Source organism: Luteimonas huabeiensis HB2 (genome assembly GCF_000559025.1).
In the GTDB taxonomy this organism is placed as follows: domain Bacteria; phylum Pseudomonadota; class Gammaproteobacteria; order Xanthomonadales; family Xanthomonadaceae; genus Luteimonas; species Luteimonas huabeiensis.
In genome coordinates this window covers 95,766-121,697 of record NZ_JAAN01000019.1, presented here as the reverse complement: position 1 = coordinate 121,697, position 25,932 = coordinate 95,766, and the positions used below count along the sequence as shown (strand labels likewise).

Sequence of the window (25,932 nt, the reverse complement as noted above, 5' to 3'; positions counted from 1 at the left end):
CCGCTGGGGGTGGTGCATGCCCCATTTTCTTTGGAGCATCACCATGTCCCTCGATCTCGAAACTACCGCTGCCGATGCCACGTCCGTCCAAGGCGAACTGCTCGACGCGGATTCTTCCCCTCTGACCCTGAGCCTTCAGGATTTCGTCGGTGAGTTCGGCGACGAACTGCTCGACGCCCTCAACAGCGCCAACCCGCCGGTCTATGCCGGCCAGCCGCAGGCGCACCGGCAACTCATCGTCGCCAGCCTCAAGCGCAAGCTGTTCCAGGCTCAGGCCGAAGTCGTCCATGCCGTCGCCGAGCTGCTGATCGATCGCAACGAACGCGCTGCGATCGTCAATGGCGAAATGGGCTGCGGCAAAACGACCGTCGGCATCGCCACGGCCGCCGTACTCAACGCCGAAGGCTACCGCCGCACCCTGGTTCTTTCGCCCCCGCATCTGGTTTACAAGTGGCGGCGCGAGATCCAGGAGACGGTAGCGGGCGCAAAGGTGTGGGTGCTCAACGGCCCCGACACCTTGGTCAAGCTCATCAAGCTGCGCGAGCAGTTGGGTGTGCAGCCCTCGGGCCAGGAGTTCTTTGTCCTTGGCCGCGTCAGGATGAGGATGGGGTTCCACTGGAAGCCTGTCTTCACCACGCGGCGTACTCGCCACGGCGACGTGGCAGCGTGCCCGGACTGCGGCACGGTCATCACCGATCTCGACGGCGAGCCGGTCAATCCGATCGAACTCGAAGCAGAGGAGTACCGCAGGAAGTGCAGCCATTGCGCCGCCCCCCTGTGGACGCTGATCCGCCCGCGCAGCCTGTCCGGCAGCGATCAGTCCTCGGCCGTTCTCAAAGCGCTGAAGCGCATCCCGACCATTGGGGAAGTCACCGCGCAGAAGCTGATGCAGAAGTTCGGCGACGGGTTCCTGGCGTCGATGCTGGGCGACAACATCCACGAGTTCATCAACTTGATGGACGGCAACGGCGAGCTGGTGTTTTCCGACCGTCAGGCCACGCGCATGGAACGTGCCATGGCCAACATGGAGTTCGGTTTTGGAGAAGGCGGCTACCAGCCGTCCGAGTTCATCAAGCGCTACCTGCCACAAGGCACGTTCGACCTGCTCATCGCCGATGAGGCCCACGAGTACAAGAACGGTGGTAGTGCCCAGGGCCAGGCGATGGGCGTACTGGCGGCGAAGGCTCGCAAGACCTTGCTGCTGACCGGAACGCTCATGGGCGGCTACGGCGACGACCTGTTCTACCTGCTGTTCCGAGCCCTCCCGGGGCGGATGATCGAAGACGGCTACCGCCCGACCACGAGCGGCAGCATGACGTCGGCCGCGATGGCGTTCATGAGGGATCACGGGATTCTTCGGGATATTTATTCCGAGAGTACCGGCACGGCGCACAAGACCGCGAAAGGCACGAAAGTCAGTGTCAGAACGGTCAAGGCCCCGGGCTTCGGCCCCAAGGGCGTGTTGCGTTGCATCCTGCCGTTCACGATCTTCCTCAAGCTCAAGGACATCGGTGGCAATGTCCTGCCGCCGTATGACGAGGAGTTCCGTGAAGTCGCGATGGACACGGCGCAAGCCGCGGCCTACCGCGATCTGGCGAGTCGGCTGACCGCAGAGCTGAAACAGGCTCTGGCGCGACGCGACACGACCTTGCTGGGCGTGGTCCTCAACGTGCTGCTGGCTTGGCCGGATTGCTGCTTCCGGTCGGAGACCGTGGTGCATCCGCGCACGCGCAACACCTTGGCGTTCGTCCCGGCTCAGTTCTCTGAGTTCGAGGTGACGCCGAAAGAGCGCGAGCTGATCGACATCTGCAAGGAAGAGAAGGCACAGGGCCGCAAGGTCCTGGCCTACACGGTCTATACCGGCACGCGCGATACGACGAGCCGGTTGAAGGTGCTGCTGGAGCAGGAAGGCTTCCGGGTGGCGGTGTTGCGCGCAAGCGTGGATGCCAGCCGCCGCGAGGACTGGATCGCCGAGCAACTGGACCGTGGCATCGACGTGCTCATCACCAACCCCGAGCTTGTGAAGACGGGATTGGACCTGTTGGACTTCCCGACGATCGTGTTCATGCAAAGCGGCTACAACGTGTACTCGCTCCAGCAGGCGGCACGCCGCTCCTGGCGTATCGGGCAGAAACAGCCCGTGCGCGTGATCTACCTCGGCTACGCCGGCTCCTCTCAGATGACCTGCCTGGAACTGATGGCCAAGAAGATCATGGTCTCGCAGTCCACCTCGGGCGACGTGCCCGAGTCCGGGCTGGATGTACTCAACCAGGACGGCGATTCCGTCGAGGTCGCTCTGGCCCGGCAACTGGTCGCCGCCTGATTCCCAAGCCATACGCCGGCCCTCGCGCCGCCGGCTTTCTCGTTCCTTCCCGCCCTGCAGCCATGCCCGTGCTCTGCGCGGGCATGGCTGCGCTTATTCTCATCCCAAGGAGTCATCGTATGAAAACCCTACGTATCGCGGCCGCGTGCCGCAACGCTTCGGGCATGGCCGACATGCCCATCTTCGACGTCACCGTGACGGATGCCGAGTATCACATCGGCGCCCACTACGACCGGGCACAGGCGCTGGCCGATGAGGCCGGCTATGAAGGCCCATTTGTCTTCTTCGACGCGACGGAACAGAGCGCCATCCTGTCGGCGGCCAACGAACTGGATCTGGTTCCCCAGGTCGTCGTGATCGACATGACCAACGGCCAGGTGCATTCGGTGTGCTGCGACGCCGGACAGATCAAGGTGATCTGCTACGACGAAAGCAACCTCGACGAAGCACCTGATGATGTCGTGACCGAGCACCCTGTCGGCGAGAACGGCGCACTCGTGCGCTGCTGGGCGCACATCCGGACCGCGGACGTCGATCCGGGCCTCATCAAGGCCCGCGACTGATCCGCGCATTCCCTGCACCATGACGGCCCTTCGGGGCCGTTTTTTTTTACCATTGATCTCCAAAGTTCGGGCTGCTCACCATCCTGGCCAATGGCCCGATGGGCATCGCGAGAGATTGCTGGGAATGACCGCCTCCCCAATGCCGCCCCGGAAAACCGGACGGGGCGTGATTCGCATTGTTTGCTGCCGCGCGCGACCCTAGCGGCGATGGTGAGGGCTCGATGTTTCAGGACGCCGAGCTATGTGCCCCTCTCCACCCTGGTTTCACCACCCCGAACGCCGCCTGATGACCGGGTTCCTTGGCCTGCTTTGGTCGGTGCTGGCTGGCGGCTGCGCGACCACCACGGCGCCGCTCGTATCCGACGGCATCGAGGAAGTCTCGGCGGCCACCGAACACGAGGCACCCGAGTTCATTCCCGTCGTGCGCTACGGCCGCTACACGTTGGTCGAGCTGGCACCGACAGCGGCACAGCGCGACTTGCTGTTGCAGACCATCGACGTGTCCATGCCCGAGGATGCCCGCGCCACTGTCGGCGATGGGCTGCGGCATGTGCTCAAGCGCAGCGGCTACGGCCTTTGCCAAACGGCACATGTGGTGATCGATCTGTACGGACTGCCGTTGCCGGTGGCGCACCTACATCTTGGCCCCATGACCTTGCGCGACGCGCTGCTGACCCTGGCCGGACCGGCCTGGGAACTGCACGCGGATGATCGGGCACGACAGGTTTGCTTCGAGCAGCCCGGCAGCGACGTTGCAGCGGCGCCGGCCCCCGAACCGCCTGCCGCCGAGGCAGTGCAGACGTTCCCGCTCGCCGGAGACCGGCAGTGAACGCCCCGCGGACTCCCCGGCGTCCGACCGCCTCCGTGGTGGCGCAGAGCCTGCTGTGGCTCTGGCTGATCTGCCTCAGCGTTTTCGTGCTCATGGGCTACCAGTCCATGAACGACCCTGCCGACCGGGAGCGGGTCGATTCCGGCCTGCAACGCCTCGAAGCGCTGGTTGCCGGCCTGGCGGAGACCACGCAGGCCCTGCAGCAGCGGCCTGCACCCGCGACGGCAGCGGGACTGCAAGAGACACGCCAGGCCCTGGAAGCCCGCATCACGAAGGTCGAGCAGGCGCAGGGTGACCGTGCGGCCGCCGCCGACCTTCAAGCACTGCGCGAAGAGGTCGAGCAGATCAAGACGCGCCAGGCAACTGCGCGTGCTACCAAACCGAACCCGCCGCGCCCGTCCAAACCCGTTGCGGCCACCCTCGTGCCACCTCCATTGCCATTCCGCGTCGTGGGTGCCGAGCTGCGCGCGGGCCAACGCAGCGTATCCGTCGCGCCGAGCGTCGGCGATTTCACCGCCGACCAGGTGCAGGTGCTGCTGCCGGGGGATGCCGTCGGCTCCTGGCGCTTGCAGGCCATCGACGGAAACGCCGCGGTGTTCCAGGCCGGTGAGCAGACTCGCCGCGTGGCGATTCCTTGAATCAGAGGGCCACGCGATGAAACGCCACGCCATCCTCCTCCTGCTGCTGTCTGCGCTGCACCTGCCGGCTTCGGCACAGCAGCCGCCCCAGCAAGCCTCCAACGTGCAGCCTGCTCGCACGAGCCAGAGCCAGATCGCGCACAGCCAGGACACACGGCTGGCGAAGGAATGGGGCCTGCGCGACGACGAGTTCGCCCGCTATCGCGAACTGATGGAGGGGCCGATCGGCGTCTATTCGCCGAACCTGGACCCGCTGTCCGTGCTGGGCATCGAGGCCCGTTCCGACGAAGAGCGGCGGCGCTACGCGGAGCTGCAGGTACAGGTCGAAGCGCGCCGCGTGGAAAAGCTGCTGGCCTACCAGCGTGCCTACGACGACGCCTGGCAGCGCCTGAACCCCGGTATGCAGCGCGTGAACCTGCCCGATGACAAGCCGGGCGCCGCCGGGCGCGGCAGTGGTCGCACGGCGGTGTTCGTCAAGGACGGCTGCGCCGCCTGCGGCCAGCTCGTGCAGCGCCTGCAATCCTCGGGAGCCGAGTTCGACCTGTACATGGTCGGCAGTCGCCAGGACGACGCGCGCATCCGCGACTGGGCCAAGCGCGCGAACGTCGATCCGGCACGGGTGCGCAGCGGCACCATCACGCTCAACCATGACGGCGGCCGCTGGCTGTCGCTGGGCCTGCCCGGCGATCTGCCCGCAGTCGTGCGCGAGGTGAACGGCCAATGGCAGCGCCAGCCGTAGCGGCGGCGCTGCGCGCACTGGTGCTCGCTGCTGGCCTCCACGCCTGCGCGGCCCTTGCCCAGGAGGTTCCGCCACCGGCCTATCAGCTTGCCGCGAAGCGCGCGGGCATCCCCTCGACCGTGCTCTACGCCGTGGCCCTGCAAGAAAGCGGCATCCGGCGAAACGGGCGCATCGTCCCGTGGCCCTGGTCCCTCAACGTCGCCGGCCAGTCGCGCCGCTTCGCCACCCGCGCCGAGGCCTGCTCAGGCTTGCAGCAGGCGATGCGTACCACGCCGCACACGCGCATCGACGCAGGACTGGGTCAAATCAACCTCGGCTACCACAAGCACCGCTTCACCAGCGCGTGCGACTTGCTCGATCCGTACCGCAACCTCGCTATCGCGTCCGAGATCCTGAAGGAACAGCACAGCCCGGGCGAGGACTGGCTGTTGGCGATCGGCCGCTACCACCGCCCCGCGGGTGGCGAGCCCGCAGCCCGCTATCGGCGGAGCGTTTCCCGCCACCTCGCCCGCGTGCAGGGCACGCGGCCAACCACCACGGCGCTCGCCGCGCGTCAGGAGGCTTCCCCATGACGAAACTCCATCTGGCCAACCGCACCTTGAAGGGCCTGCTCGTGCTGCTGACGGCTTTGCCGCTGGCCTCGCATGCCGGCGAGCCGCTGATCGTGGTCGAGGACCGCGGCGGCACGTCGGCGCTGCCGTACTACGAAGCCCTCAATCTCCAACCGCGTACCGATGCCCCGGTCCGACCGCCCATCCCGACGCCCCAGGTTCCCGCCACGCCCGCGGACGAAGCCGCGATGCTGCCGGTGCGCAGCGCCAAGCTCTCGCCCGGCACCGTTGCGCGGCGGGTGATTGAGGCACCGGGCCTGCGGCCATTCGTGGTCGTCGGCGACGACGAGGTTTCCCGGGCCTGGTTGCAGCGCCGTGTCGCCTCGCTGCGCGAGCGTGGCGCGGTCGGGCTGGTCGTCAATGTCGAGACCGTGCAGGCCCTCGCGCGGCTGCGCGCACTGGCGCCAGGCGTCCCGCTCGCCCCCGTGGCAGGCGACGACCTGGCCGATCGCCTGGGCCTGCGGCACTACCCGGCGCTGATCACGGCCACCGGCATCGAGCAATGAAGCCATGTCGGGGAAACTGCCGGTTGAGGTTCTGCTTCGTCCCGCGGTGGAGCTATACACCGTCGCGGCGTGTGCAGGCGCCGCGTTTCTGTGCCTGGTGGCCCCGTGGTCGCTCGCGCTGAGCCCGTCGATGGGCGTCGGCAGCGCGCTGGCGTTCGGCGCCTACGGCGCGATCCGCTACCGCGACGCCCGCACCATCCTGCGCTACCGGCGCAACATCCGCCGCCTGCCTCGCTACGTGATGACGAACAAGGACGTGCCCGTCAGCCAGCAACGCCTGTTCGTGGGCCGCGGCTTCCTGTGGGAGCAGAAGCACACCCATAGGCTGATGCAGACGTATCGGCCGGAGTTCCGCCGCTACGTGGAGCCGACACCAGCCTACCGGCTGGCGCGGCGCCTGGAGGAACGGCTGGAGTTCGCGCCGTTCCCGCTGTCTCGCCTGTCCGCGCTCACGAGTTGGGATGTGCCATTCAACCCGGTACGGCCTCTGCCGCCCGTTGGAGGACTACCGCGCCTGCACGGCATCGAACCAGACGAAGGGGACGTCAGCCTGCCGCTCGGCGAGCGCGTCGGACATTCCCTGGTCCTGGGCACCACGCGCGTGGGCAAGACGCGCCTTGCCGAGTTGTTCGTGACCCAGGACATCCGGCGCAAGAACGATGCGGGCGAGCACGAAGTCGTGATCGTCATCGACCCCAAGGGCGATGCCGATCTCCTGAAGCGGATGTACGTCGAGGCGAAGCGCGCAGGCCGCGAAGGCGAGTTCTATGTCTTCCATTTGGGCTGGCCCGACATTTCCGCGCGCTACAACGCCGTCGGCCGCTTCGGGCGCATCAGCGAAGTGGCGACCCGCGTTGCGGGGCAACTCTCGGGAGAAGGCAACAGCGCGGCGTTCCGCGAGTTCGCATGGCGCTTCGTCAACATCATCGCCCGCGCCCTGGTGGAACTGGGGCAGCGCCCGGACTACATGCTGATCCAGCGGCACGTCATCAACATCGACGCGCTGTTCATCGAGTACGCCCAGCACTACTTCGCCAAGACCGAGCCCAAGGCCTGGGAGGTGATCGTCCAGATAGAGGCGAAGCTCAACGAGAAGAACATTCCCAGGAACATGATCGGGCGCGAGAAGCGCGTCGTGGCCTTGGAGCAGTACCTGAGCCAGGCTCGCAACTACGACCCGGTGCTCGACGGACTGCGCTCGGCGGTCCGCTACGACAAGACCTACTTCGACAAGATCGTCGCTTCGCTCCTGCCCCTGTTGGAGAAGCTGACCAGCGGCAAGATCGCGCAGCTCCTGGCCCCGAACTACTCCGACCTGGCGGACCCGCGCCCGATTTTCGATTGGATGCAGGTGATCAGGAAGCGCGCCGTCGTCTATGTGGGCCTGGACGCGCTATCCGACGCCGAGGTCGCCGCAGCGGTCGGCAACTCCATGTTCTCCGACCTGGTATCGGTCGCAGGCCATATCTATAAGCACGGGATCGACGACGGTCTGCCTGATGCTTCGGCTGGCGCGCGCGTGCCGATCAACGTCCATGCGGATGAATTCAATGAACTCATGGGCGACGAATTCGTGCCGTTGATCAACAAGGGCGGTGGCGCCGGGCTGCAAGTCACCGCGTACACGCAGACCCTCTCTGACATCGAGGCCCGCATCGGCAACCGTGCGAAGGCCGGTCAGGTCATCGGGAACTTCAACAATCTGTTCATGCTTCGGGTGCGGGAGACGGCCACCGCCGAATTGCTGACCAAGCAACTGCCGAAGGTCGAGGTCTATACCACCACCATCGTCTCCGGTGCGACGGACAGCTCGGACATCCGCGGCGCGACCGACTTCACCTCGAACACGCAGGACCGCATCAGCATGTCCAGCGTGCCGATGATCGATCCATCGCATGTAGTCGGCCTGCCCAAAGGACAGTGCTTCGCGCTGCTGCAGGGCGGCCAGCTTTGGAAGGTTCGCATGCCACTGCCGGCGCCAGACCCGGACGAAGTGATGCCGGCAGACCTGCAGCAACTGGCCGGATACATGCGCCAGAGCTACAGCGAGGCCACGCAGTGGTGGGAGTTCACCAGCTCCCCGGTCTTGCAGGATGTGGCCCTGCCCAAGGATCTGCTCGACGAGGCGACAACCGAAGCGCCAGCCGCCAGCGTGGACGGCACGGCCAGCGACGAGGCAGCGCCATGAGCGACGCCGCCACCGCCACGCAGCGGGAACAGAACCGTCGGCAAGGCCTGATCGTCGGCACCATCACCTTGCCGTTTCGGTTGCTTGGTGTGCTGATCGGCTCGCTGCTGTTCTCGATCGTGATGGAGTGTGTCGGCATGCACATTTTCTGGAAGGACCAGGGCTGGCATCACTCCCGGCAGATGCTGCAGTACGAGTTGGGAAACCTGTCCAACCACTTCACGCGCAGCGTGGTCGTGCAGGAGCCAGGGCGCACCGCGCACGATCTGGTGGATACCGGCTACGAGTGGGTCTTCGTGCGCACGGGACTGCTGGAGCGCATGAGCCAGACCGCCGAACGAGCCCGCGCGCCCAGCCATGGTCAGGCCCGCAACTTCCGCTATTACATCAGCCAGGTCTATGTCTGGACCGAGAGCTATCTGATCGCAGCGGCCTTCACGACACTGACCTTCCTCGTGCGTCTGCTGGTCCTGGTGCTCACGCTACCGCTGATCTTCACGGCAGCCTTCGTCGGCTTGATCGACGGTCTCGTGCGGAGGGACGTGCGCCGCTTCGGCGCGGGCCGGGAATCCGGCTTCATCTACCACCGGGCGAAGGCGAGTCTGATGCCGCTCGCCGTGCTGCCGTGGGTGACCTACCTGGCTCTGCCGATCTCGGTGCATCCGCTGCTGATCCTGCTGCCGAGCGCCGCGTTGCTGGGACTGGCAGTAAGCCTGACGGCGGCCAGCTTCAAGAAGTACCTCTAGGCCATCAATCCGGTCGGGTGCGGGTTCCTATTGTTTGCGGCCTGAAGCCGCCCTGATCTCCACGATCAACCCATTGCTGATCACACAGGAATGGCGCGATGGTGGCTTTAACCTGGCGCGCTGCGCATCGCGGCGTGCCCATTCTCCTCGTGACGGCCCTCCTGATGGGCCAGTCGCCGACGGCCCTCTCCGAATCCCCAGCACAGCGTCAGGAACTGGCCTCCGCGCTGCGCCAGCTCGACGCGCTGGAGCGCACCGTCGCGGACAGCGCCGTGCATGCCCCCGTCAGGCCGGGCGAACGCTACCACTTCGACTACCCACGGCTTCTGGCTGACCTGGCGCGCGTGCGCGCCGGTATCCAGGCGCACCTCACGCCGTCGCGCGCCCAACCGCGCGATCCCTCGGAACTGGCCGGCGACTACCGCACCGAGCGGGCCATCGAGCCATCGCCGCCGCCGACTGCGGAGGGCAAGCCATGAACGGCGCCCAGGTCTCGGCGTTTCAAGCCAACAGCGGCATCGCGCCTTCCGCGATGGCGACCGTCCTGGTCGGCGTCGTGTTCGCGGTCCTGCTCGTCTGGGGCGTGTGGGCCATCCGAACGGCCTACGTGGGCTGGGCGGAGAACCGCCTCAACCAGCGCCAGTTCGTGGGCGTCTGCATCCGCTTCATCGCGATGTACCTCGTCCTGAGTTTCTTCCTCCTCTCCTGAACCACCTGAAAGGACTGATCATGCAAAGCCGCAACCTCTCTTCCCGTTTTACCCAGCGCGCTGCCATTGCCCTGGGCGCCTTCACGCTTCCCGCGCTCTCGTTCGCGCAGGGCCTGCCGACGATCGAGAACCCGAGCCGTGGCACGGGCAACGGCATCATGGAGACCATCCGCAACTACGGCTACGACATCGTCATGCTCGTGGCCTTGCTGGTGGTGGCCTCCATGTTCGTGGGCGTCTGCTACCACGCCTACGGGACATATGCCGAGATCCATACCGGCCGCAAGACCTGGGGCCAGTTCGGCTTGACCGTGGCGATCGGCGCCGTCCTGCTCGTGATCGGCATCTGGCTGCTCACCGAAGCCACCGGCATCCTCTGAGCGAGGACAGGCCATGTCCGAACACCAGCACGTCCGTGCGGACGGAACGGTGACGTTCCTTCCGCATCGCTTGAATCGCCACCCGGTGGTGGTGCGCGGCCTCACCGCCGACGAGCTGTGGATTTGCTGCGGCCTTTCGGGTGGCGCCGGCCTGCTGGTCGGCGCGCCACTGTCATGGGTATTCCGCACGATCGCGATCGCACCCACGTTCGTCGTCCTGGGCGTGGCCCTCGGCGTGTTCGTGGGCGGCGGCATCCTGCGTCGGCTCAAACGCGGCCGGCCCGATACCTGGCTGTATCGCCAGCTTCAGTGGCGCATTGCCACCCGCCATCCGTTGATGGCCGGCTGGGTGGGCGGCCATGTGCTGATCTCGCGCTCGGGCTTCTGGACCACACGCAGGAGCACTCGATGAGCCGTTTCAAGAACGAGATCACCCATCTGCAGGCGCACATCAAGACGCTGCGCCTTGGCGCCGGTGCGTTGGTGATCGTCGCCCTGGTCATGGGCGGCGGCTGGTGGAGCGCCCCGCGCGACCTGACCATCCATGTGCCCCCCGATCTGCGTTCCGGCAGCACAAGGAAGTGGTGGGAGGTTCCGCCCGAGTCGGTCTATGCCTTCACTTTCTACGTATTCCAGACGCTCAACCGCTGGCCCACGAACGGCGAGGAAGACTATCCGCGCAACCTGTACGCACTCTCGGCATACCTCACGCCATCCTGCCAGGCGTTCCTCAAGGCCGATTACGACTACCGCCGCAGCACGGGTGAGTTGCGGCAGCGCGTGCGCGGCATCTATGAAATCCCCGGCCGCGGCTACGGCGACGATCCCACGGCGCGCGTGCGCATCGTCTCCGATCGTGACTGGGTGGTGACGCTGGACATCAGCGCCGACGAGTACTACGGCGCCGAGCAGGTCAAGCGCGCCCTGGTGCGCTACCCCATCAAGGTCACCAAGGTGGACATCGACCCCGCCCGCAATCCGTTCGGGCTGGCGCTCGACTGCTACGACGGGACGCCTCAGCGCATCGGCACGCCCGAGCCGGCGCGCCCCGCGCCCGCCCAGGGCGGCCTGGCTCCGCAAGCGTCTCAAGGAGAAACCCCATGAAGCACCCTGTACTCGCTCTGCTGGGGCTGCTGATCGTGGTCGCGGCACCCGTTGCCCAGGCGGTGGAGATTCTGCACTGGGAACGCATGCCGCTGGCCGTGCCGCTGAAGGTCGGACAGGAGCGCATCGTGTTCATCGACAGGAACGTCCGGGTTGGCGTACCCGCGGGCGTCGGCGAGCGTCTGCGCGTACAGAGTGCGGGCGGTGCCGTGTACCTCCGTGCCAGCGAGCCGATCGAACCCACGCGGCTGCAACTGCAAGACGCGGACACCGGCGCCCTGATCCTGCTGGACATCGCAGCCGAACCCGCGAAGGACGGTGAACCTGCGCTGGAGCCCGTCCGCATCGTCGAAGGCGCAAACACGCAGGCGCGCTATGGCGACCTGTCGGACAGCGACGACGAGGCTGCGATGCGTTCCCGGGCAGGAGCGCGGTCGGCGCAACGCGAAACCCCGGTGCCGGTCGTACTGACGCGCTTCGCCGCGCAGAACCTCTATGCGCCGCTGCGCACGGTCGAACCGCTGCCTGGCGTCATGCGAGTCAACCTGCGCCGCGACCTGAACCTCGGCACGCTGATGCCGACGATGCCAGTGCGCGCGCTTGCGCTCGCCTCGTGGCGTCTGGAAGACCAGTGGGTCACCGCCGTGCGTCTCACCAACAGCAGCAGCGGCTGGATCAGTCTCGATCCGCGCGTGCTGCAAGGCGATTTCCTCACCGCGACCTTCCAGCACGATGTGCTAGGCCCACGTGGGACGCCCGAGGACACGACGGTTCTGTACCTGGTGACGCGCGGGCGCGGCCTCGCGCAGTCTCTGCTTCCCGCCATCCATCGCTTCGATCCAACCGCGCACCTCCCGCAACCGGACGCCGAGGCACCGGACAGCAAGGAGGTCCGCCATGCGCAGTAACGGCCTCCTCAAGTGGCTGATGATCCCCGTGGCCGTCCTGGTGCTGTTCGTCGGCATCCGGCTCTTCTCCGGTGGCGGGGAGACGGCGCCGACGCGGACCGACGCGAGCGCCCAGCTCACCCCCGAGGAGATGAAAGCACTGGGCATCGAGGGCGATACGCCCCGCGACACCGTGGCGACACTCGTTGCGCAGGTGAAGCAACTGCGCACCGAGCTTCAGACCGCGCTCTCGGACAACAAGTCGCAGCGCGAAGAGAACCAACGGCTGCGCCAGCGCGAGAACTCCATCGACCAGCGCATCACCTCCGCGCTGGAGGCCGAACGCTCCAATCTGCGCCGCGACCAGCAACAGTCGGCCGCCGAGCGCCAGCAGACCGAGGGGCTGCTCGCCGACCTGCAGCGACGCCTGGACAGCATCGGCGGACGCGGTGGTGGCCATGCCGATCTGCCCGTAGGCCTGGGTCTGCGCGACGGCGACGAGGCGGGCATGGAAGGCGGCACGCGCTGGGTGGAACCGGACGACGCGAAGAAGGCTGAAGGGCGCGGCTCGTCCAGCGGCAGCCTGAGCTTTCCCACGAGCTTCGGTCCGGCGCAGAGCACGCTGGAGGCAACGGCGGAATCCGTGGTGAACGCTGGCGCCCGCGCCGCAGGCGTGAAGAGCGCCAAGCCGGTCTATACCGTGCCGACCAACTCGACGCTGATGGGCTCCGTGGCGATGACGGCGCTGATCGGCCGCGTGCCGATCGACGGAACGGTCAACGATCCGTATCCGTTCAAAGTTCTTGTCGGCGCGGACAACCTGACCGCCAATGGCATCGACATCCCCGATGTAGCCGGCGCCGTGTTCTCCGGCACCGCCTCCGGCGACTGGACGCTCTCGTGCGTGCGCGGCCAGGTGCGCAGCATCACCTTCGTTTTCCACGACGGCACGATCCGCACCATTCCCGAGGACCGCGACGGCAACCAGCAGAGCGAGCAGCAGCGCGATGGGCTGGGCTGGATCAGCGATCCCTACGGCATCCCCTGCGTCAGCGGTGAGCGTCGCAGCAATGCCCAGCAGTACCTCGGCTCGCAGGCGCTGATCACCGCGGCGGGCGCCGGCGTGGCCTCGCTCATCGACAGCGACAGCGGCCAGGTCTCCTACGTGGGCGCCGATGGCTCCATCGGCAGCGTCGGCATCTCGGGCAACGAGGCGATGGGCCGCATCCTCGCCGGCGGCGTGCGCGACATGGCTGATTGGGTGAACAAGCTGTACGGCCAGGCGTTCGCCGCCGTCTATGTGCAGCCGGGCGCCAAGGTCGCCGTCCACCTCGAAAAGCCGCTCGCCATCGACTTCGATCCCGAAGGCCGCAAGGTCGATCACCGCGCAGGAGAAAGCCATGCTCTCGAACTTGACTAAGGGCCTGGCGCTGGCCCTCGCCGTCGCGGCGCTCGGCGGCTGCGCCACCAGCAAGGAAAAGCTGCTGCCCCACGGCGACAGCACGATGATGGACATCTGGCAGCAGAACGCCGGTGACGGCGGCGGTGGCGCCGGCCAGGTGGCGCGCAGGCAACTGCTCGACGCACGCCAGGGCCTGCGCCGGCCGCTGACCGAGGCCGATGTGCAGGCCGCGCCCGCCGAGCAGATGCGCTACACGCGCACCGCGCGCAACGAGGTCTATCGCCAGTTCCAGCGCCTGCCCAACCCCGATCTCGTCATGTATGTGTACCCGCACCTGGCGGGTACGGACCCCGTGCCGGTTCCGGGCTACACGACGGTCTTCCCCCTGTACCAGCGCGTGCAGTACGCCATGCCGGGCGAGCGCGTGGAGGACTACTGATGCGCTGGAAACTCCCCTGGCCGAAGCTGGCCGCATCCGGTGGTGGCGATGACGAGCAGCCGGACGGCTGGCAGCGACACGTCGATGCCTTGCGCCAGGCCGGCATCCCCGAACCTGGAACGGCTGTCCAGGGCCACAGGCCGGCGACCATGGCGGACGAGCAAGCACTGTACGACGTCGCGCCGTCGTTCGCGGAACTGCTGCCGTGGGTGGAGTTCCTGCCGCAGTCGAAGTCCATGCTACTGGAGGACGGGCAATCGGTCGCGGCGTTCTACGAGTTGGTGCCGCTGGGAACCGAGGGCCGGGAGCCCGGCTGGCTCGCGCATGCCCGCGATGCGCTCGAAAACGCGCTCCAGGACTCGTTTGACGAACTGGACGAGAACCCCTGGGTGCTACAGCTCTACGCGCAGGACGAGCCCAGCTTCGACCAGTACATGCAGACCCTGCGCGACTACGTGCAGCCGCGCGCCCGTGGCACGGCCTTCACCGAGTTCTACCTTCGCTTCTTCGGCCACCACCTGCGCGCGGTGGCCAAGCCCGGAGGCCTGTTCGAGGACACGGTGGTCACGCGGCTGCGCTGGCGCGGCCAGACGCGGCGCGTGCGCATGGTGGTCTATCGCCGGGCCACCGGCCAGGCGAACCGCCGCGGACAGACCCCCGAGCAGATGCTGAACATCGTCTGCGACCGCCTGTGCGGCGGGCTGGCGAACGCCGGCATCCAGGCCCGGCGCATGGGCGCGGCCGACGTTCACAACTGGCTGCTGCGGTGGTTCAACCCACGTCCCACGATGCTCGGGTCCGATGCTGAGGATCGGGAACGCTTCTATGCGCTGGCCCGCTATCCCGACGAGGTGGAGGAAGGCGAGATCGAACTGGCGAGCGGGCGGGATTTCAGCCAACGGCTGTTCTTCGGCCAGCCTCGATCCGATGCCGGGCACGGCACCTGGTACTTCGATGGCATGCCGCATCGCGTGCTGGTAACCGACCGGCTGCGCATGCCGCCCGGTACGGGGCACCTGACCGGCGAAACCCGCAAGGGCGATGCAATCAACACGCTGTTCGACCAGATGCCCGAGGACACGACCATGTGTCTGACGATGGTGGCGACGCCCCAGGACATCCTCGAATCGCACCTCAACCACCTCGCGAAGAAGGCCGTCGGGGAAACGCTGGCATCGGAGCAGACGCTGAAGGATGTGCAGGAGGCCCGCTCGCTCATTGGCAGTGCGCACAAGCTCTATCGAGGCACCTTGGTCTTCTACTTGCGCGGACGCGACGAAGCCGAACTCGACCGGCGCGGCCTGGATCTCGCCAACGTGATGCTCAACGCGGGCCTGCAGCCCGTGCGCGAGGACGATGAAGTTGCACCATTGAACAGCTACCTGCGCTGGCTGCCGTGCAGCTACAACCCAGCGCAGGATCGGCGGAACTGGTTCACCCAACTGATGTTCGCCCAGCATGTGGCAAATCTCTCCCCGACCTGGGGCCGCAGCCAGGGCACCGGCCATCCGGGCAACACCTTCTTCAATCGCGGCGGCGGCCCGATCACTTTCGACCCGCTCAACCGCCTGGACCGGCAGATGAACGCTCATCTGTTCCTGTTCGGCCCCACCGGCTCCGGCAAGAGCGCCACGCTCAATAACCTGCTGAACCAGGTCACGGCCATCTACCGGCCGCGGCTGTTCATCGTGGAAGCAGGCAACAGCTTCGGTCTGTTCAGCGACTTCGCCCGGCGCCTTGGCCTCACCGTGAATCGGGTGAAGCTGGCTCCAGGGTCGGGCATCAGCCTCGCGCCATTCGCAGACGCGCGCCGGCTGATCGAAACACCGAGCGACGTGCAAACCCTCGACGCCGATGCGCTGGACGAGGACCTGCCGCCGGACGCCTCGGCGATGGAGGCCGACGAGCAGCGCGACGTGCTGGGCGAACTGGAGATCACGGCGCGCCTGATGATCACTGGTGGCGAAGACAAGGAAGAGGCTCGGATGACACGAGCCGATCGCTCGCTGATCCGCCAGTGCATCCTCGATGCGGCCGAACGCTGCGTTGCCGAGAAGCGCACGGTGCTGACGCGCGACGTGCGCAATGCGCTGCGTGCCCGCGGCCAGGATTCGACGTTGCCTGAGATGCGGCGCGTGCGGCTGCTGGAAATGGCGGATGCAATGGACATGTTCTGTCAAGGGACGGACGGCGAGATGTTCGACCGCGACGGCACACCGTGGCCCGAGGCCGACATCACGCTGGTCGATCTGGCGACCTATGCTCGCGAGGGCTACAACGCGCAGCTATCGATCGCGTACATCAGCCTCATCAGCACGGTCAACAACATTGCCGAACGCGATCAGTTCCTGGGGCGGCCAATCATCAACGTGACCGATGAAGGTCACATCATCACGAAAAATCCGCTGCTCGCGCCCTACGTCGTGAAGATCACGAAAATGTGGCGCAAGTTGGGGGCCTGGTTCTGGCTCGCCACACAAAATATCGACGACCTGCCGCGCGCCGCGGAGCCCATGCTCAACATGATCGAGTGGTGGATCTGCCTGTCGATGCCGCCAGACGAGGTGGAGAAGATCGCGCGGTTCCGCGAACTTTCGCCAGCGCAGAAGGCGCTGATGCTGTCGGCACGCAAAGAGGCCGGCAAGTTCACCGAGGGCGTCATCCTCTCCAAGAGCATGGAAGTGCTTTTCCGGGCTGTGCCTCCAAGTCTCTTCTTGGCGTTGGCGCAAACCGAACCCGAGGAGAAGGCCGACCGTTACCAGCTCATGCAGCAGTACGGCTGCACCGAACTGGAAGCGGCTTTCAAGGTGGCCGAGAAGATCGACCAGGCACGCGGCATCGAGTCGCCGGCCCTGGAATTGGCGTAAGCCGGAGACCGTCATGGAACAGAATCGTCCCTCCATTCCTATCCAGGTGCAGGCGTTCCGTCGTCGGCGCCCGCGGCCTCGCTGGCCTTGGGCCGTCGCCGCTGGGTTGGGCGCCCTGCTGCTGATCTGGCTCGTGCTCCGGCCGCCAGGTGAGTCCTCGCCGCAGCCTGCCTCCACGGTCGCCAGCACAGGAACTGACGGGCCGCCGTGGTTGATGGGAAGCTCGGAGAGCCGTTTCACGCTTACGTTCTATGCCGACCTGGAATGCCCGTTCTGCAAAGAGTACTTTCCGCAGCTCAAGCGGTGGGTCGGGAACAACGCCGACGTGGCCCTGCAATGGCACCACCTGCCGCTGGCCGCGCACGAGCCGGCCGCGTTGGCCGAGGCACGCCTGACCGAGTGCGCCGCCGAAGCGGGCGGGCATGCCGCGTTCTGGCAAGCCGTCGAGTGGGTCTATGCCCACACGCGCAGCGACGGTCAGGGCCTGCCCGATGGCCTTCGCTATCCCGAATCGACGCCGGCCATCGAACAGTGCTTGGCAACCGAGCGGGCCGATACGGTCATCCGCGCCCAGGCCGTGGAAGCCACCAAGAGCGGCGTGACCGCCACGCCGTCGCTGCGCCTGCACGATCGCCAGACCGGCCAGGCGATTCTGCTGCAGGGGCCGATCGAGGGCGATGCCTTGCTGTCGGCCATGGACATGCTCGCGACCGACGACACGGCCGACGTACCCAGCACCGGGACTCCAGCCGACGCTTCCGAAGCGCCAAGGTAGCCCGTCGCCCGTAGGGCTTCGGCTCCGTCACTTCATCGGTTGCTGCGGAGGCCTCGGCCTCCGCTTCTTCATTGGCGCAAGACAAGCAGGTATGCGGGCAGTCCGCGATGCGCATTGTTTGTTGGGACAGCACCGGGTTCGCGTTTGACTACGGCCCTGATCCACTTCCGGGGCACGCGACATGCCAGCATCCATTTCCAGGTTCGCATCGGGCTGGCGAACCCTCGTCCTGGCCTTTGCGCTGCCGGCTTCTCTTGCCATCCTCGGCCCGGCCGCCTTCGCCGCCGACGTGCTGGTCGTCACCGACAGCCATCACCCAGTCAAGACCATGGGCGGCGAACGGCTGATCGAGTTGGACGCAGCGCCCCGGATCGAAGCTGAGCTTTCTGCGGAACTGCCTGCCGACCCCAAACAGGCGACGGCCATCGTCAAGCGCCGGCTCGGCAGCGGCGGTGCCGACCTCCAGCGTCGCATCGCTTCCGCTTACCAGGGCGTCACCGACGCATGGAGCCTGGGCATCACCAGCATCCCGGCCGTCGTGGTTGACCTGCGCTACGTGGTCTATGGCGAGCCGGACGTGGCTCGCGCCGTCGCGCGCATCGAACAGCATCGGAGGACCGAACCGTGATCCGCCCATTCGATCTTCTGCGCCGTCTGCGCGGGGTAGTCGCCTCCGTTCTGCTGCTCGGCGCCACGAGCAGCTACGCCGTGAATACCGCGAGCATCGTAGGTTCGGTGGCGTCGCCAGACTGCCTTGAGTACCGCGTGGTAGGCATCTGCTACTGGCTCTTCTGCACGTGGACGGGCTGCACGGTGCGCACCTCCGTCAAGGTGCGCCACTACATCCCCGATGCGGTGGTGTCGTCGTACTCGAACACCGGCGAGAACCCCTGGGTTGAGGTGCGCGCCATGAGCACGCCCAATCCTTCGGCCCAGGCCGGCGGGGACGGAACCACGAACGAAGACCACGAAAACAATCTCGCGAAGTTCAAGAACGCGGACGTCATCGGTCACCCCGGCGTGGAGGTGTTCAACCAGTTCGTCTCGTCTTCCGGCTACTTCTGCGAAGGCGCGGGCACGGCATTCATGCCGTATCTGCTCAGCACTCTGGATACGCTGGCCTGGCGCTACAACGTGCCCGAGATGGCCTACCCGGAAGCGCTGATTCCGGGCATGCGCGAGGTCGGCGGGCGTACCACCCTGAACCTCTGGGGCAATGTGTATCCCCGCGGCGGTTTCCTGCACCAGACCGACGACCACAAGGCCGGCGCCGTGGTGGCCCAGCGCGCGGGCGATGTCGTCACGCGCCGCGGGCAGATCCACGTCTATCAACCGCTACTCGCCAACTCCAGCGACGGCTACTGGCCGGCCGGCGCGCTGATGGAGGGCGATGCCTCGACCGGCAAGTGGCAGGAACTCACGCCAGTCCTGTCCTCGTCCTGCTCGGTTTTCCCGCGCACCGGCTTCCTGACCCAGGCCCAGCAGGGCGACTACGCCTGGGCGCTGTGGCGGCCGTATTCGTGCTGCGAGCGCCGCGGCCAGGTGTTCCTCGGCAGTGTCGATTTCAATTGAGGGTACGGCGATGAAGCGTCCTGAACTGATGAACCTTTCGACCAAGGCGCGCCGCCTGCTGCGCCCGACCACACTGGCCGGCTCGCTTGCTCTGGGCTGCGGGCTCGCGTGGGCGCAGACCGGCTTCCAGACCAGCGGCCCCGTCATCGGTGATGAGGTGATGTACTCCATCGGTGGCGGCAGTGCGGTGTCGATGGGACGTGCGGCCGGCATGCGCTCGATCGGCGTCGGCGTGGGCTGGAACAGCAACCTCATCTGCGGCGACATGAGCATCCAGACCACGCTGCGCAATCAGCTCAACGGCATCACGAACGGCTTCCAACAGATCATGGGCAACGTGATCCAGAGCGCGACGAGTGCCGTGGCGTCCCTGCCTGCGCTGATCATTCAACGCGCCGATCCGGGCCTCTACAACCTGCTCACCAACGGCGTGCTGCAAGCGCGGATGGACTTCGACCGCTCCAAGCTGACGTGCCGCGCCATGGCCGAGAGGATGGCCGACATGGCGGGCGGACAGTTGGGCTGGAGCCAGATGGCCGAAGGCATGGCCTTGCGCGATGCCGTGTCGAGCACGGATGCCGTTTCGGCGATCGAGCAGGCCGAGACGCGCCGCGGCAACGACGGCGTGCCCTGGGTCGGCGGCAGCAATGCCGGCGGCGCTGGCCAGCCCGCGATCCGGGTGGTCGGCGATGTCACCCGCGCGGGCTACAACCTGGTCAACGGCCGCGGCGTGACGGATACGTCCTCCATCACGCCCGCCAGTTGTGCGAGCCTGTCCTGCCAGACCTGGACCTCGCCGCAGCAAGCGATCGAATGGGCGACGCGGGTTCTCGGCGAGCAGGAGCAGCGCACCTGCGATTCCTGCACCAAGACCGAGACGGTGCCCGGCGTCGGACTGACGCCGCTGATCCAGGAGGAATACGAGACGAAGCTGGAAGCCTTGCAGGAGCTGATCTCGGGAACGCGCAACACGACGTTCGAGAACCTGCGTGCAGCCGGCAGCACCTCACTGCCCATCACGCGCGGCGTCATCGAGGCGCTGCGCGACGAGCCGGACCAGGACCTGCTGGCGCGGCGCCTGGCGTCCGAGGTCGCGCTGTCGTCGGTTCTGGAGAAGGCATTGCTTCTCCAGCGGACCCTGCTGACCGGCAAGAAGGAACCCAACGTCGCGGCGAACCAGTTGGCGGTCGAGGCAGTGAACCACGAGAGCGACACCCTCGATCAGGAAATCCGCAACCTCAAGACCGAGTTGGAACTGCGTCGTGAGCTGGCCAACAACTCGCCCATGGCCATCATCCAGCGTCACAGCACGCGCGCGGCTGGATCGCGCGGCATCTACGAGGGCGATCCGGTGCCCGACCGTCTCGACCAGTTGCAGAAGGGCAATCCGGGGAGTCGGCCATGAGCGCGACCTGGCTGCGTCCGCGCTGGCTGTTCAGCCGGCGCGCCGCGAAGGCACTGCTGTGGACGGTGGCAATCGCCGCCGCGGCCGTGGGCGCCAACGTCGCCGGCATCTACCTGGTCGGCAGTGTTGCCGGCTGGGAACGGTGGCTGGCGGCCGCGGCTGGCTACTTCCTGCTGTGGCGGCTGTGCCTGTACGGGGCGACGGCCTACGGATGGTTGTGGATGCGCCGCCGGCTGCTGGCGCGCGAGACCGACGCGCAGGCGCGTCGCCGCCTGGTGCGCAGCGAGATCGCCGGTGCCGTCGCCATCGTGGCGCTGGAGGCCAGCCTGCTGTTGCAGGGCTGATAGGAGATTCGGGTCATGACGCTTTTCACGACCGACTACCTGGAGTACTACCTGACGCTGGTGTCCTGGATCGTCAATAACGGCATCTGGGCCGTGCTGGTATCCAGCGGGGTATTCGCGCTGCCTTTCGTCGCCGTCATCGTGCAGGAGTGGCTGAAGGCCCGTGCGGAAGGCGCCGACGAAGGCAACAAGGGCGTGCTTTCGGCGGCGCGCATCGAGAACCGGGTGTTCGTCGCCATCGTGGTGGTGATGTTCGCCGGAATTCCGTTCATCGACGTGGACCTCAGCACCATCCAATACGACAGCTCGCGCTCGGCCCAGTGCCAGGTCAGCGTGCCGCAGCCCACGGACACCGGCTGGTCGCAGTCGTTCAGCACGCTCAACAACCAGTCGGCGAAGGTGCCGGTATGGTGGGGTTTCATGCACGCGCTTTCGCGCGCCGTCACGGGCGCCTCGGTTGCCGCGATTCCGTGTGGAACAGACCTGCGGCAGATGCGCATGGAGATTGACTCTACCCGCATTGACGACCCGGTGCTGGCGCAGGAGGTGGCGGATTTCTCGCGCGACTGCTACGGACCGGCGCGCGCCAAGCTGTTCATGCAGCGCCCGGATCTCGATGAGCAGCAGATGCACGACGTCACTTGGATCGGATCGAGGTTTTTCACGGACACGGGTGGCTACTACGACACGTACCGTTCCAGCACGCCGCGCGATGACTGGCCCTACGACAGTAACCGCGACGCGGGGCTGGCGCAGGTGGCCAGCGGTGGAGGCTATCCGACCTGCAGGCAGTGGTGGGCCGATGGCAGCAACGGCCTGCGGGCGCGGCTGCTGGGCCAGGTGGACCCCAGCCTGTTGAATCGCCTGGCGGGCTGGGCCGGATTCTTGACCCGGGCCGAGGTGGACGACTCGGTGATCCGCGTCATCGCGTCACCACGGCAGCAGAAATTAAACCAGGGCAGCGTCTATACCGACTACGGCGGCCAGATCGACAAGACGCTGCCGAACATCGTGACGCGGGCCACGGGCGATGTTGGGATGGCAGTCGGCGCCATTGCCGCGTTTCCCGCCATGGACGTCGTTCGACAGGCCCTGCCGATGGTGCTTGCCTTGCTCAAGATGGCGCTGGTCATCTGCATCCCGCTCGTGTTGGTCGTTGGCACCTATGACCTGAAGACGGTCATCACCGTCAGCGTTGTGCAGTTCGCGCTGTTCTTCACGGACTTCTGGTTCCAGCTCGCACGCTGGGTCGATTCGACGATCTTGGATGCGCTTTATGGCTGGGGGTTCGGCTGGAACCGGCCGCACACGAACTTCGACCCGCTGGTGGGATTGAACAATGCCTTCGGCGACATGCTCCTGATGTTCGTCATGGGCACGATGTTCCTGGTCCTGCCGGGATTCTGGCTGGCGAGCCTCACCTGGGTTGGGATTCGTGCCGGGCACGTCATCCAGGGGCTTTCCGATGGCAGCAAGAGCGCCGGCCAAGCTGGCGGCAAGGGCGCCGGGGCGCTCACCGGAGGCAAGCTGAAGTAGCACGAGGCCGATCAGTCGTCGTTGTACAACTCGTGCGACGTGTCGTTGTACAGATTGGGATCGTAGCCCGGCGTCTTGCGCAGCTCGGTGAGGTCGGTGAAAGGCCACTCATCTTCATCCGAGGTATTGGCAGCAGCAGCCCATCCCGCCGCCGCCAAGGCCAGCAACACGAGTGCGATCCAAAAAGCAACGTAGAGCAGTAGTCCCAGCGCAGCCAGCTTGATCCCCCACAGCAGCGCGGTGGCCCCAGCCACCGGCATCCCCTTGGATGCCAACCAGTTCGACACCCGCCGTTCGCCCCGCGCGTAGGCGCGCCATCCACGACCGAAGCTGCGGCCGAGGCGTTCTGCGGTGCTGATACGAGTCGCCGTGTTCATGGTCGTCTCCTGCTACATGAGGAATTGCCTACTCCAGTTTGTTCCAATCCTGCTTGCTTGCCTGCACCAGCGCGTTCCAATCGTCTGGCGGATTTCCGCGCCCGAGCATTTTCTCGAACACGACATACGGGTCCGATTTGCTACCCGAAGACCGCAGGGTCTGTTCATCGTTGACCCAGGCGTACACGATGACCTTCGCCTTCGAGTCGTACCGGAAGAACAGCCGGTATCGTCTTCCGAGCTTGGCCCGCCGCCAGTGGCGGTAGGCAGATCCCATCGTGTTGCCCTGACGATATTCGTCGCGCGCCGGATCGCCCGGCACCACGTCTTGCATCAACTGGATCAAGGTCCGGAAGAACTTGACATTGGCGTTGGACTCAAAGCCCTCCGGGTCGTTCTCCTGCGCGCGTAGCACGGCTGCGCGCAGCTTCATCATCTGCTCAATCAGGTTGTCGTGGAATAGCAGTGTCCAGCCATGCTGCTGCATCAGATTTCCACGTCCTCATCGAAGTCATCGCCCAAGGCCACCTTGTGACCCGCATGTTCCAGCATCGTGCGAGCCAGCTCCTCAGGCAGACCACGGATGTTCCGGCCAGCTTCGATATCACGGGCAAGCAGGTTCAGGAACGCCCCGATAGCGGGGTCTTCGTGCTCGGCATCGGCACGTGTAACGACGACTTCGCCGTCACGCAGGTCGAAGGCGACCTTGCCGCCGGTATCCACCCCCAGCGCCTGCCGGATGGACTTGGGCAGCGTGATTTGGCCCTTGGAAGTCAGTGTGGCAACTTCATGAATGACAGACATGGTGGCTCTCCTGAAAGCGATGCCTGTATCGTAAGGAAAATCCCTTACTTCGTCAAGGTAAGCTCCCATGGCGTCCTCCCGAGTCCAAGAATCGGGCCATCGTAGGGCGTGAACAGCCCGCCTTCCTGTATCAATCCGGCCCTGCCGCAACCCGCTTTGGCGGTGGACGGTCAGCACCCGTCGCCCTATACCCAAAGGCTGTAAAGGGCCGAAATGGCAAGGGAATGGGGTGCAAGGGGAAAGGCCCTACCTCGAAAAGGCAAAAAGGCCTCCCGGCCGGCCCGCCACCAGGATGCCCACATGCTCTCCCTGTTTCAGTGGAAACGGCCCCCGGCCGCTTCCACACCGTCGGCAACACCCGCCACAGACCTCCCGAAAGGGTTGATGCGGCCCGAGTCGGCCGCATCGCTGCTGGCTACGCCGCGCCGACAGAAGCTGCTGGAACACATCTGGCAGCGTACGTCGCTCTCACGCAAGCAGTTCGCCACCTTGTACGGGGCGCCGCTGGAACGCTACGCCGAGCTGGTTCAGGCCTTCCCGGCTTCCGAGGCGCATCATCACGCTTATCCCGGCGGCATGCTGGACCACGGCTTGGAAATCGTCGCCTACAGCCTGAAGCTGCGGCAGTCCCATCTGCTGCCCATTGGTGCCAGTCCCGAAGACCAGGCGGCGCAGTCCGAGGCCTGGACCGCCGCCGTCGCCTATGCCGCGCTGCTCCATGACATCGGCAAGATCGCCGTCGATCTGCACGTCGAGCTGGCCGACGGCTCTGTGTGGCATCCGTGGCATGGCCCGCTGCTCCAGCCATACCGATTCCGCTATCGCGACGACCGCGAGTATCGGCTGCACAGCGCCGCGACGGGGTTGCTCTACCGTCAACTGCTCGATCGCCACATCCTGGACTGGCTCAGCGGCTATCCGTCCCTGTGGGCACCGCTGCTCTACGTCCTGGCCGGGCAATACGAGCACGCCGGCGTCCTGGGCGAACTGGTCGTGCAGGCCGACCGCGCTTCCGTGGCCCAGGAACTGGGCGGCGATCTGGCCCGCGCCATGGCTGCGCCGAAACACGCGCTGCAACGCAAGCTGCTTGACGGGTTGCGCTATCTGCTCAAGGAAGAGTTGAAACTCAATCAGCCCGAGGCCTCCGATGGCTGGCTCACCGAGGACGCACTGTGGCTGGTGAGCAAGACGGTCTCCGACAAGCTGCGCGCCCACCTGCTGTCGCAGGGCATCGATGGCATTCCTGCGAACAACACCGCCGTCTTCAACGTGCTGCAGGACCACGGCATGTTGCAGCCCACACTGGACGGCAAGGCGGTCTGGCGGGCGACCGTGACCAGCAACACCGGCTGGTCCCACTTATTCACGCTGCTGCGCCTCGCTCCCGCGCTGATCTGGGAGGCTGGCGAGCGGCCGACGCCGTTCGCGGGCACGGTAGTGATCGACACATCACCTGCCGAGAAGGATACCGCTGCGGCATCCTCGCCGGAGGTCGTGGCGAAATCGACCGCGGGAGAGCAGGAATCCCCGCCATGGGAAAGCGGCAGCACTGCTGACCCGATTCCTACACCCCTGGCCCAGGCCATGCCCGACGTCATGGAGGATCTGCTGGCGATGGTGGGAATGGGCGATTCGTCCGCCACCCAGCAGGATGCGCTGGCCACCGCGGACGTGGTGCCTGTCGCGCACCCTGAAACGCCCATGCCATCGATGGCGGTATTTCCATCCCCGTCGCCCGCACTCGCACCCGCACCATCGTCCTCGACGGCGCAGCCATCCGGCGAGCATTTCATGGCGTGGCTGAAACAGGGAGTCGCCTCGCGCCGGCTCATCATCAACGATGCGAAGGCGCTCGTGCATACCGTGAGCGATACCGCATACTTGGTCAGTCCAGGACTGTTCCAGCGCTACGCACAAGAACACCTGCAGGTGGCGACGCTGGCCAAGCAAGAGAGCCAGCAGGATTGGCAGTGGGTGCAGAAGCGTTTCGAGCGGCTACAGCTACATCGCAAACAACCCAACGGATTGAACATCTGGACCTGTGAAGTCACCGGCCCACGCAAGACTCGGCGACTGCATGGCTATCTTCTGGACGATACCGGTGTACTTTTTCAAGACATGCCTCCCAATAATCCGTATCTCGTTCTGAGTCCTATTCCCCTCAAAAATTAGACACCGAAGGTAGCAA

The 25,932-nt window shown here is 66.0% G+C and carries 28 protein-coding genes; 25 read left to right on the top strand and 3 right to left on the bottom strand.

Annotated features, from left to right (window positions below; all coding sequences use genetic code 11):
- Window positions 1-43 precede the first annotated feature (43 nt).
- The 24 genes from Z164_RS0107575 to Z164_RS0107460 all read left to right on the top strand — a co-directional run bounded on the left by Z164_RS0107575 (window position 44) and on the right by Z164_RS0107460 (window position 22,563).
- On the top strand, window positions 44-2,323 hold the full coding sequence (locus tag Z164_RS0107575; RefSeq protein WP_024890105.1) for a DEAD/DEAH box helicase family protein: 2,280 nt from the start codon (window positions 44-46) through the stop codon (window positions 2,321-2,323).
- A 119-nt stretch (window positions 2,324-2,442) separates the two neighbouring features.
- Complete coding sequence (locus Z164_RS0107570) at window positions 2,443-2,886, top strand: hypothetical protein (RefSeq protein WP_024890104.1); 444 nt, start codon at window positions 2,443-2,445, stop codon at window positions 2,884-2,886.
- Window positions 2,887-3,127: 241 nt separating this feature from the next.
- On the top strand, window positions 3,128-3,715 hold the full coding sequence (pilL2, locus tag Z164_RS0107565; RefSeq protein WP_024890103.1) for a PFGI-1 class ICE element type IV pilus protein PilL2: 588 nt from the start codon (window positions 3,128-3,130) through the stop codon (window positions 3,713-3,715).
- A complete protein-coding gene (locus Z164_RS0107560) occupies window positions 3,712-4,353 on the top strand; it encodes a hypothetical protein (RefSeq protein ID WP_024890102.1) in 642 nt (213 codons plus the stop codon). The genes pilL2 and Z164_RS0107560 overlap by 4 nt, the downstream gene beginning before the upstream one ends.
- Window positions 4,354-4,369: 16 nt before the next feature.
- Window positions 4,370-5,092: a TIGR03759 family integrating conjugative element protein gene (locus tag Z164_RS0107555; protein WP_024890101.1), complete on the top strand. Its 723-nt coding sequence runs from the start codon at window positions 4,370-4,372 to the stop codon at window positions 5,090-5,092.
- Entirely contained in the window at window positions 5,074-5,664 is a 591-nt protein-coding gene (locus tag Z164_RS0107550; RefSeq protein WP_024890100.1) for a transglycosylase SLT domain-containing protein, read from the top strand. The genes Z164_RS0107555 and Z164_RS0107550 overlap by 19 nt, the downstream gene beginning before the upstream one ends.
- Window positions 5,661-6,209 (top strand): integrating conjugative element protein, encoded by a 549-nt coding sequence (locus tag Z164_RS0107545; protein WP_024890099.1) that lies wholly within the window; start codon window positions 5,661-5,663, stop codon window positions 6,207-6,209. The genes Z164_RS0107550 and Z164_RS0107545 overlap by 4 nt, the downstream gene beginning before the upstream one ends.
- 4 nt (window positions 6,210-6,213) lie before the next feature.
- A complete protein-coding gene (gene traD, locus Z164_RS0107540; protein ID WP_024890098.1) occupies window positions 6,214-8,397 on the top strand; it encodes a type IV conjugative transfer system coupling protein TraD in 2,184 nt (727 codons plus the stop codon).
- On the top strand, window positions 8,394-9,143 hold the full coding sequence (locus Z164_RS0107535) for a TIGR03747 family integrating conjugative element membrane protein (protein WP_024890097.1): 750 nt from the start codon (window positions 8,394-8,396) through the stop codon (window positions 9,141-9,143). Before traD ends, Z164_RS0107535 begins: the two co-directional genes overlap by 4 nt.
- 98 nt (window positions 9,144-9,241) lie before the next feature.
- Window positions 9,242-9,622, top strand: a complete 381-nt coding sequence (locus tag Z164_RS0107530) for an integrative conjugative element protein, RAQPRD family (RefSeq protein WP_024890096.1) — start codon at window positions 9,242-9,244, stop codon at window positions 9,620-9,622.
- Entirely contained in the window at window positions 9,619-9,852 is a 234-nt protein-coding gene (locus tag Z164_RS0107525; protein WP_024890095.1) for a TIGR03758 family integrating conjugative element protein, read from the top strand. The genes Z164_RS0107530 and Z164_RS0107525 overlap by 4 nt, the downstream gene beginning before the upstream one ends.
- Window positions 9,853-9,872: 20 nt before the next feature.
- Window positions 9,873-10,232, top strand: a complete 360-nt coding sequence (locus Z164_RS0107520) for a TIGR03745 family integrating conjugative element membrane protein (protein WP_024890094.1) — start codon at window positions 9,873-9,875, stop codon at window positions 10,230-10,232.
- Window positions 10,233-10,245: 13 nt separating this feature from the next.
- Window positions 10,246-10,644: a TIGR03750 family conjugal transfer protein gene (locus Z164_RS0107515; RefSeq protein WP_024890093.1), complete on the top strand. Its 399-nt coding sequence runs from the start codon at window positions 10,246-10,248 to the stop codon at window positions 10,642-10,644.
- Window positions 10,641-11,336, top strand: a complete 696-nt coding sequence (locus Z164_RS0107510; RefSeq protein ID WP_024890092.1) for a PFL_4703 family integrating conjugative element protein — start codon at window positions 10,641-10,643, stop codon at window positions 11,334-11,336. The genes Z164_RS0107515 and Z164_RS0107510 overlap by 4 nt, the downstream gene beginning before the upstream one ends.
- Entirely contained in the window at window positions 11,333-12,244 is a 912-nt protein-coding gene (locus Z164_RS0107505) for a TIGR03749 family integrating conjugative element protein (RefSeq protein WP_024890091.1), read from the top strand. The genes Z164_RS0107510 and Z164_RS0107505 overlap by 4 nt, the downstream gene beginning before the upstream one ends.
- Window positions 12,234-13,643, top strand: coding sequence for a TIGR03752 family integrating conjugative element protein (locus Z164_RS0107500; protein WP_024890090.1), 1,410 nt, complete (start codon window positions 12,234-12,236; stop codon window positions 13,641-13,643). The genes Z164_RS0107505 and Z164_RS0107500 overlap by 11 nt, the downstream gene beginning before the upstream one ends.
- Complete coding sequence (locus Z164_RS0107495; RefSeq protein ID WP_024890089.1) at window positions 13,624-14,064, top strand: TIGR03751 family conjugal transfer lipoprotein; 441 nt, start codon at window positions 13,624-13,626, stop codon at window positions 14,062-14,064. Before Z164_RS0107500 ends, Z164_RS0107495 begins: the two co-directional genes overlap by 20 nt.
- Window positions 14,064-16,931, top strand: coding sequence for a conjugative transfer ATPase (locus Z164_RS0107490; protein WP_024890088.1), 2,868 nt, complete (start codon window positions 14,064-14,066; stop codon window positions 16,929-16,931). Before Z164_RS0107495 ends, Z164_RS0107490 begins: the two co-directional genes overlap by 1 nt.
- 13 nt (window positions 16,932-16,944) lie before the next feature.
- Complete coding sequence (locus Z164_RS0107485) at window positions 16,945-17,706, top strand: DsbA family protein (RefSeq protein ID WP_024890087.1); 762 nt, start codon at window positions 16,945-16,947, stop codon at window positions 17,704-17,706.
- Between the two features lie 181 nt (window positions 17,707-17,887).
- Window positions 17,888-18,334 carry a TIGR03757 family integrating conjugative element protein gene (locus Z164_RS0107480; protein WP_024890086.1) on the top strand — a complete coding sequence of 149 codons (447 nt, stop codon included), beginning with the start codon at window positions 17,888-17,890 and terminating at the stop codon, window positions 18,332-18,334.
- Entirely contained in the window at window positions 18,331-19,278 is a 948-nt protein-coding gene (locus Z164_RS0107475) for a TIGR03756 family integrating conjugative element protein (RefSeq protein ID WP_024890085.1), read from the top strand. The genes Z164_RS0107480 and Z164_RS0107475 overlap by 4 nt, the downstream gene beginning before the upstream one ends.
- A 10-nt stretch (window positions 19,279-19,288) precedes the next feature.
- Entirely contained in the window at window positions 19,289-20,683 is a 1,395-nt protein-coding gene (locus Z164_RS0107470) for an integrating conjugative element protein (protein ID WP_024890084.1), read from the top strand.
- Window positions 20,680-21,027, top strand: coding sequence for a hypothetical protein (locus tag Z164_RS0107465; RefSeq protein ID WP_024890083.1), 348 nt, complete (start codon window positions 20,680-20,682; stop codon window positions 21,025-21,027). Before Z164_RS0107470 ends, Z164_RS0107465 begins: the two co-directional genes overlap by 4 nt.
- 15 nt (window positions 21,028-21,042) lie before the next feature.
- On the top strand, window positions 21,043-22,563 hold the full coding sequence (locus tag Z164_RS0107460) for a conjugal transfer protein TraG N-terminal domain-containing protein (RefSeq protein ID WP_024890082.1): 1,521 nt from the start codon (window positions 21,043-21,045) through the stop codon (window positions 22,561-22,563).
- An 11-nt stretch (window positions 22,564-22,574) separates the two neighbouring features.
- Here the strand turns inward: Z164_RS0107460 and Z164_RS0107455 are convergent, their stop codons facing one another.
- The 3 genes from Z164_RS0107455 to Z164_RS0107445 are packed head-to-tail and all read right to left on the bottom strand — an operon-like array spanning window position 22,575 to window position 23,744.
- Complete coding sequence (locus tag Z164_RS0107455; RefSeq protein ID WP_024890081.1) at window positions 22,575-22,940, bottom strand: DUF3742 family protein; 366 nt, start codon at window positions 22,938-22,940, stop codon at window positions 22,575-22,577.
- 28 nt (window positions 22,941-22,968) lie between these two features.
- Entirely contained in the window at window positions 22,969-23,427 is a 459-nt protein-coding gene (locus Z164_RS0107450) for a type II toxin-antitoxin system YhaV family toxin (protein WP_024890080.1), read from the bottom strand.
- Window positions 23,427-23,744, bottom strand: a complete 318-nt coding sequence (locus Z164_RS0107445) for a type II toxin-antitoxin system PrlF family antitoxin (protein ID WP_024890079.1) — start codon at window positions 23,742-23,744, stop codon at window positions 23,427-23,429. Before Z164_RS0107445 ends, Z164_RS0107450 begins: the two co-directional genes overlap by 1 nt.
- 300 nt (window positions 23,745-24,044) lie before the next feature.
- On the opposite strand from Z164_RS0107445, the gene mobH reads away from it, so the two are divergent.
- Window positions 24,045-25,916 (top strand): MobH family relaxase, encoded by a 1,872-nt coding sequence (gene mobH, locus Z164_RS0107440; protein WP_024890078.1) that lies wholly within the window; start codon window positions 24,045-24,047, stop codon window positions 25,914-25,916.
- Window positions 25,917-25,932: the final 16 nt, after the last annotated feature.

Bases quoted from the DNA above. Each gene is read 5' to 3' on its own strand.
- Z164_RS0107455 (WP_024890081.1), bottom strand. From the start codon at position 22,940: ATGAACACGGCGACTCGTATCAGCACCGCAGAACGCCTCGGCCGCAGC.
- Z164_RS0107535 (WP_024890097.1), top strand. From the start codon at position 8,394: ATGAGCGACGCCGCCACCGCCACGCAGCGGGAACAGAACCGTCGGCAA.
- traD (WP_024890098.1), top strand. From the start codon at position 6,214: ATGTCGGGGAAACTGCCGGTTGAGGTTCTGCTTCGTCCCGCGGTGGAG.
- Z164_RS0107550 (WP_024890100.1), top strand. From the start codon at position 5,074: ATGGCAGCGCCAGCCGTAGCGGCGGCGCTGCGCGCACTGGTGCTCGCT.
- Z164_RS0107530 (WP_024890096.1), top strand. From the start codon at position 9,242: ATGGTGGCTTTAACCTGGCGCGCTGCGCATCGCGGCGTGCCCATTCTC.
- pilL2 (WP_024890103.1), top strand. From the start codon at position 3,128: ATGTGCCCCTCTCCACCCTGGTTTCACCACCCCGAACGCCGCCTGATG.
- Z164_RS0107470 (WP_024890084.1), top strand. From the start codon at position 19,289: ATGAAGCGTCCTGAACTGATGAACCTTTCGACCAAGGCGCGCCGCCTG.
- Z164_RS0107525 (WP_024890095.1), top strand. From the start codon at position 9,619: ATGAACGGCGCCCAGGTCTCGGCGTTTCAAGCCAACAGCGGCATCGCG.
- mobH (WP_024890078.1), top strand. From the start codon at position 24,045: ATGCTCTCCCTGTTTCAGTGGAAACGGCCCCCGGCCGCTTCCACACCG.
- Z164_RS0107465 (WP_024890083.1), top strand. From the start codon at position 20,680: ATGAGCGCGACCTGGCTGCGTCCGCGCTGGCTGTTCAGCCGGCGCGCC.
- Z164_RS0107460 (WP_024890082.1), top strand. From the start codon at position 21,043: ATGACGCTTTTCACGACCGACTACCTGGAGTACTACCTGACGCTGGTG.
- Z164_RS0107450 (WP_024890080.1), bottom strand. From the start codon at position 23,427: ATGCAGCAGCATGGCTGGACACTGCTATTCCACGACAACCTGATTGAG.
- Z164_RS0107570 (WP_024890104.1), top strand. From the start codon at position 2,443: ATGAAAACCCTACGTATCGCGGCCGCGTGCCGCAACGCTTCGGGCATG.
- Z164_RS0107505 (WP_024890091.1), top strand. From the start codon at position 11,333: ATGAAGCACCCTGTACTCGCTCTGCTGGGGCTGCTGATCGTGGTCGCG.
- Z164_RS0107495 (WP_024890089.1), top strand. From the start codon at position 13,624: ATGCTCTCGAACTTGACTAAGGGCCTGGCGCTGGCCCTCGCCGTCGCG.
- Z164_RS0107480 (WP_024890086.1), top strand. From the start codon at position 17,888: ATGCCAGCATCCATTTCCAGGTTCGCATCGGGCTGGCGAACCCTCGTC.
- Z164_RS0107485 (WP_024890087.1), top strand. From the start codon at position 16,945: ATGGAACAGAATCGTCCCTCCATTCCTATCCAGGTGCAGGCGTTCCGT.
- Z164_RS0107500 (WP_024890090.1), top strand. From the start codon at position 12,234: ATGCGCAGTAACGGCCTCCTCAAGTGGCTGATGATCCCCGTGGCCGTC.
- Z164_RS0107520 (WP_024890094.1), top strand. From the start codon at position 9,873: ATGCAAAGCCGCAACCTCTCTTCCCGTTTTACCCAGCGCGCTGCCATT.
- Z164_RS0107545 (WP_024890099.1), top strand. From the start codon at position 5,661: ATGACGAAACTCCATCTGGCCAACCGCACCTTGAAGGGCCTGCTCGTG.
- Z164_RS0107445 (WP_024890079.1), bottom strand. From the start codon at position 23,744: ATGTCTGTCATTCATGAAGTTGCCACACTGACTTCCAAGGGCCAAATC.
- Z164_RS0107575 (WP_024890105.1), top strand. From the start codon at position 44: ATGTCCCTCGATCTCGAAACTACCGCTGCCGATGCCACGTCCGTCCAA.
- Z164_RS0107510 (WP_024890092.1), top strand. From the start codon at position 10,641: ATGAGCCGTTTCAAGAACGAGATCACCCATCTGCAGGCGCACATCAAG.
- Z164_RS0107555 (WP_024890101.1), top strand. From the start codon at position 4,370: ATGAAACGCCACGCCATCCTCCTCCTGCTGCTGTCTGCGCTGCACCTG.
- Z164_RS0107490 (WP_024890088.1), top strand. From the start codon at position 14,064: ATGCGCTGGAAACTCCCCTGGCCGAAGCTGGCCGCATCCGGTGGTGGC.
- Z164_RS0107515 (WP_024890093.1), top strand. From the start codon at position 10,246: ATGTCCGAACACCAGCACGTCCGTGCGGACGGAACGGTGACGTTCCTT.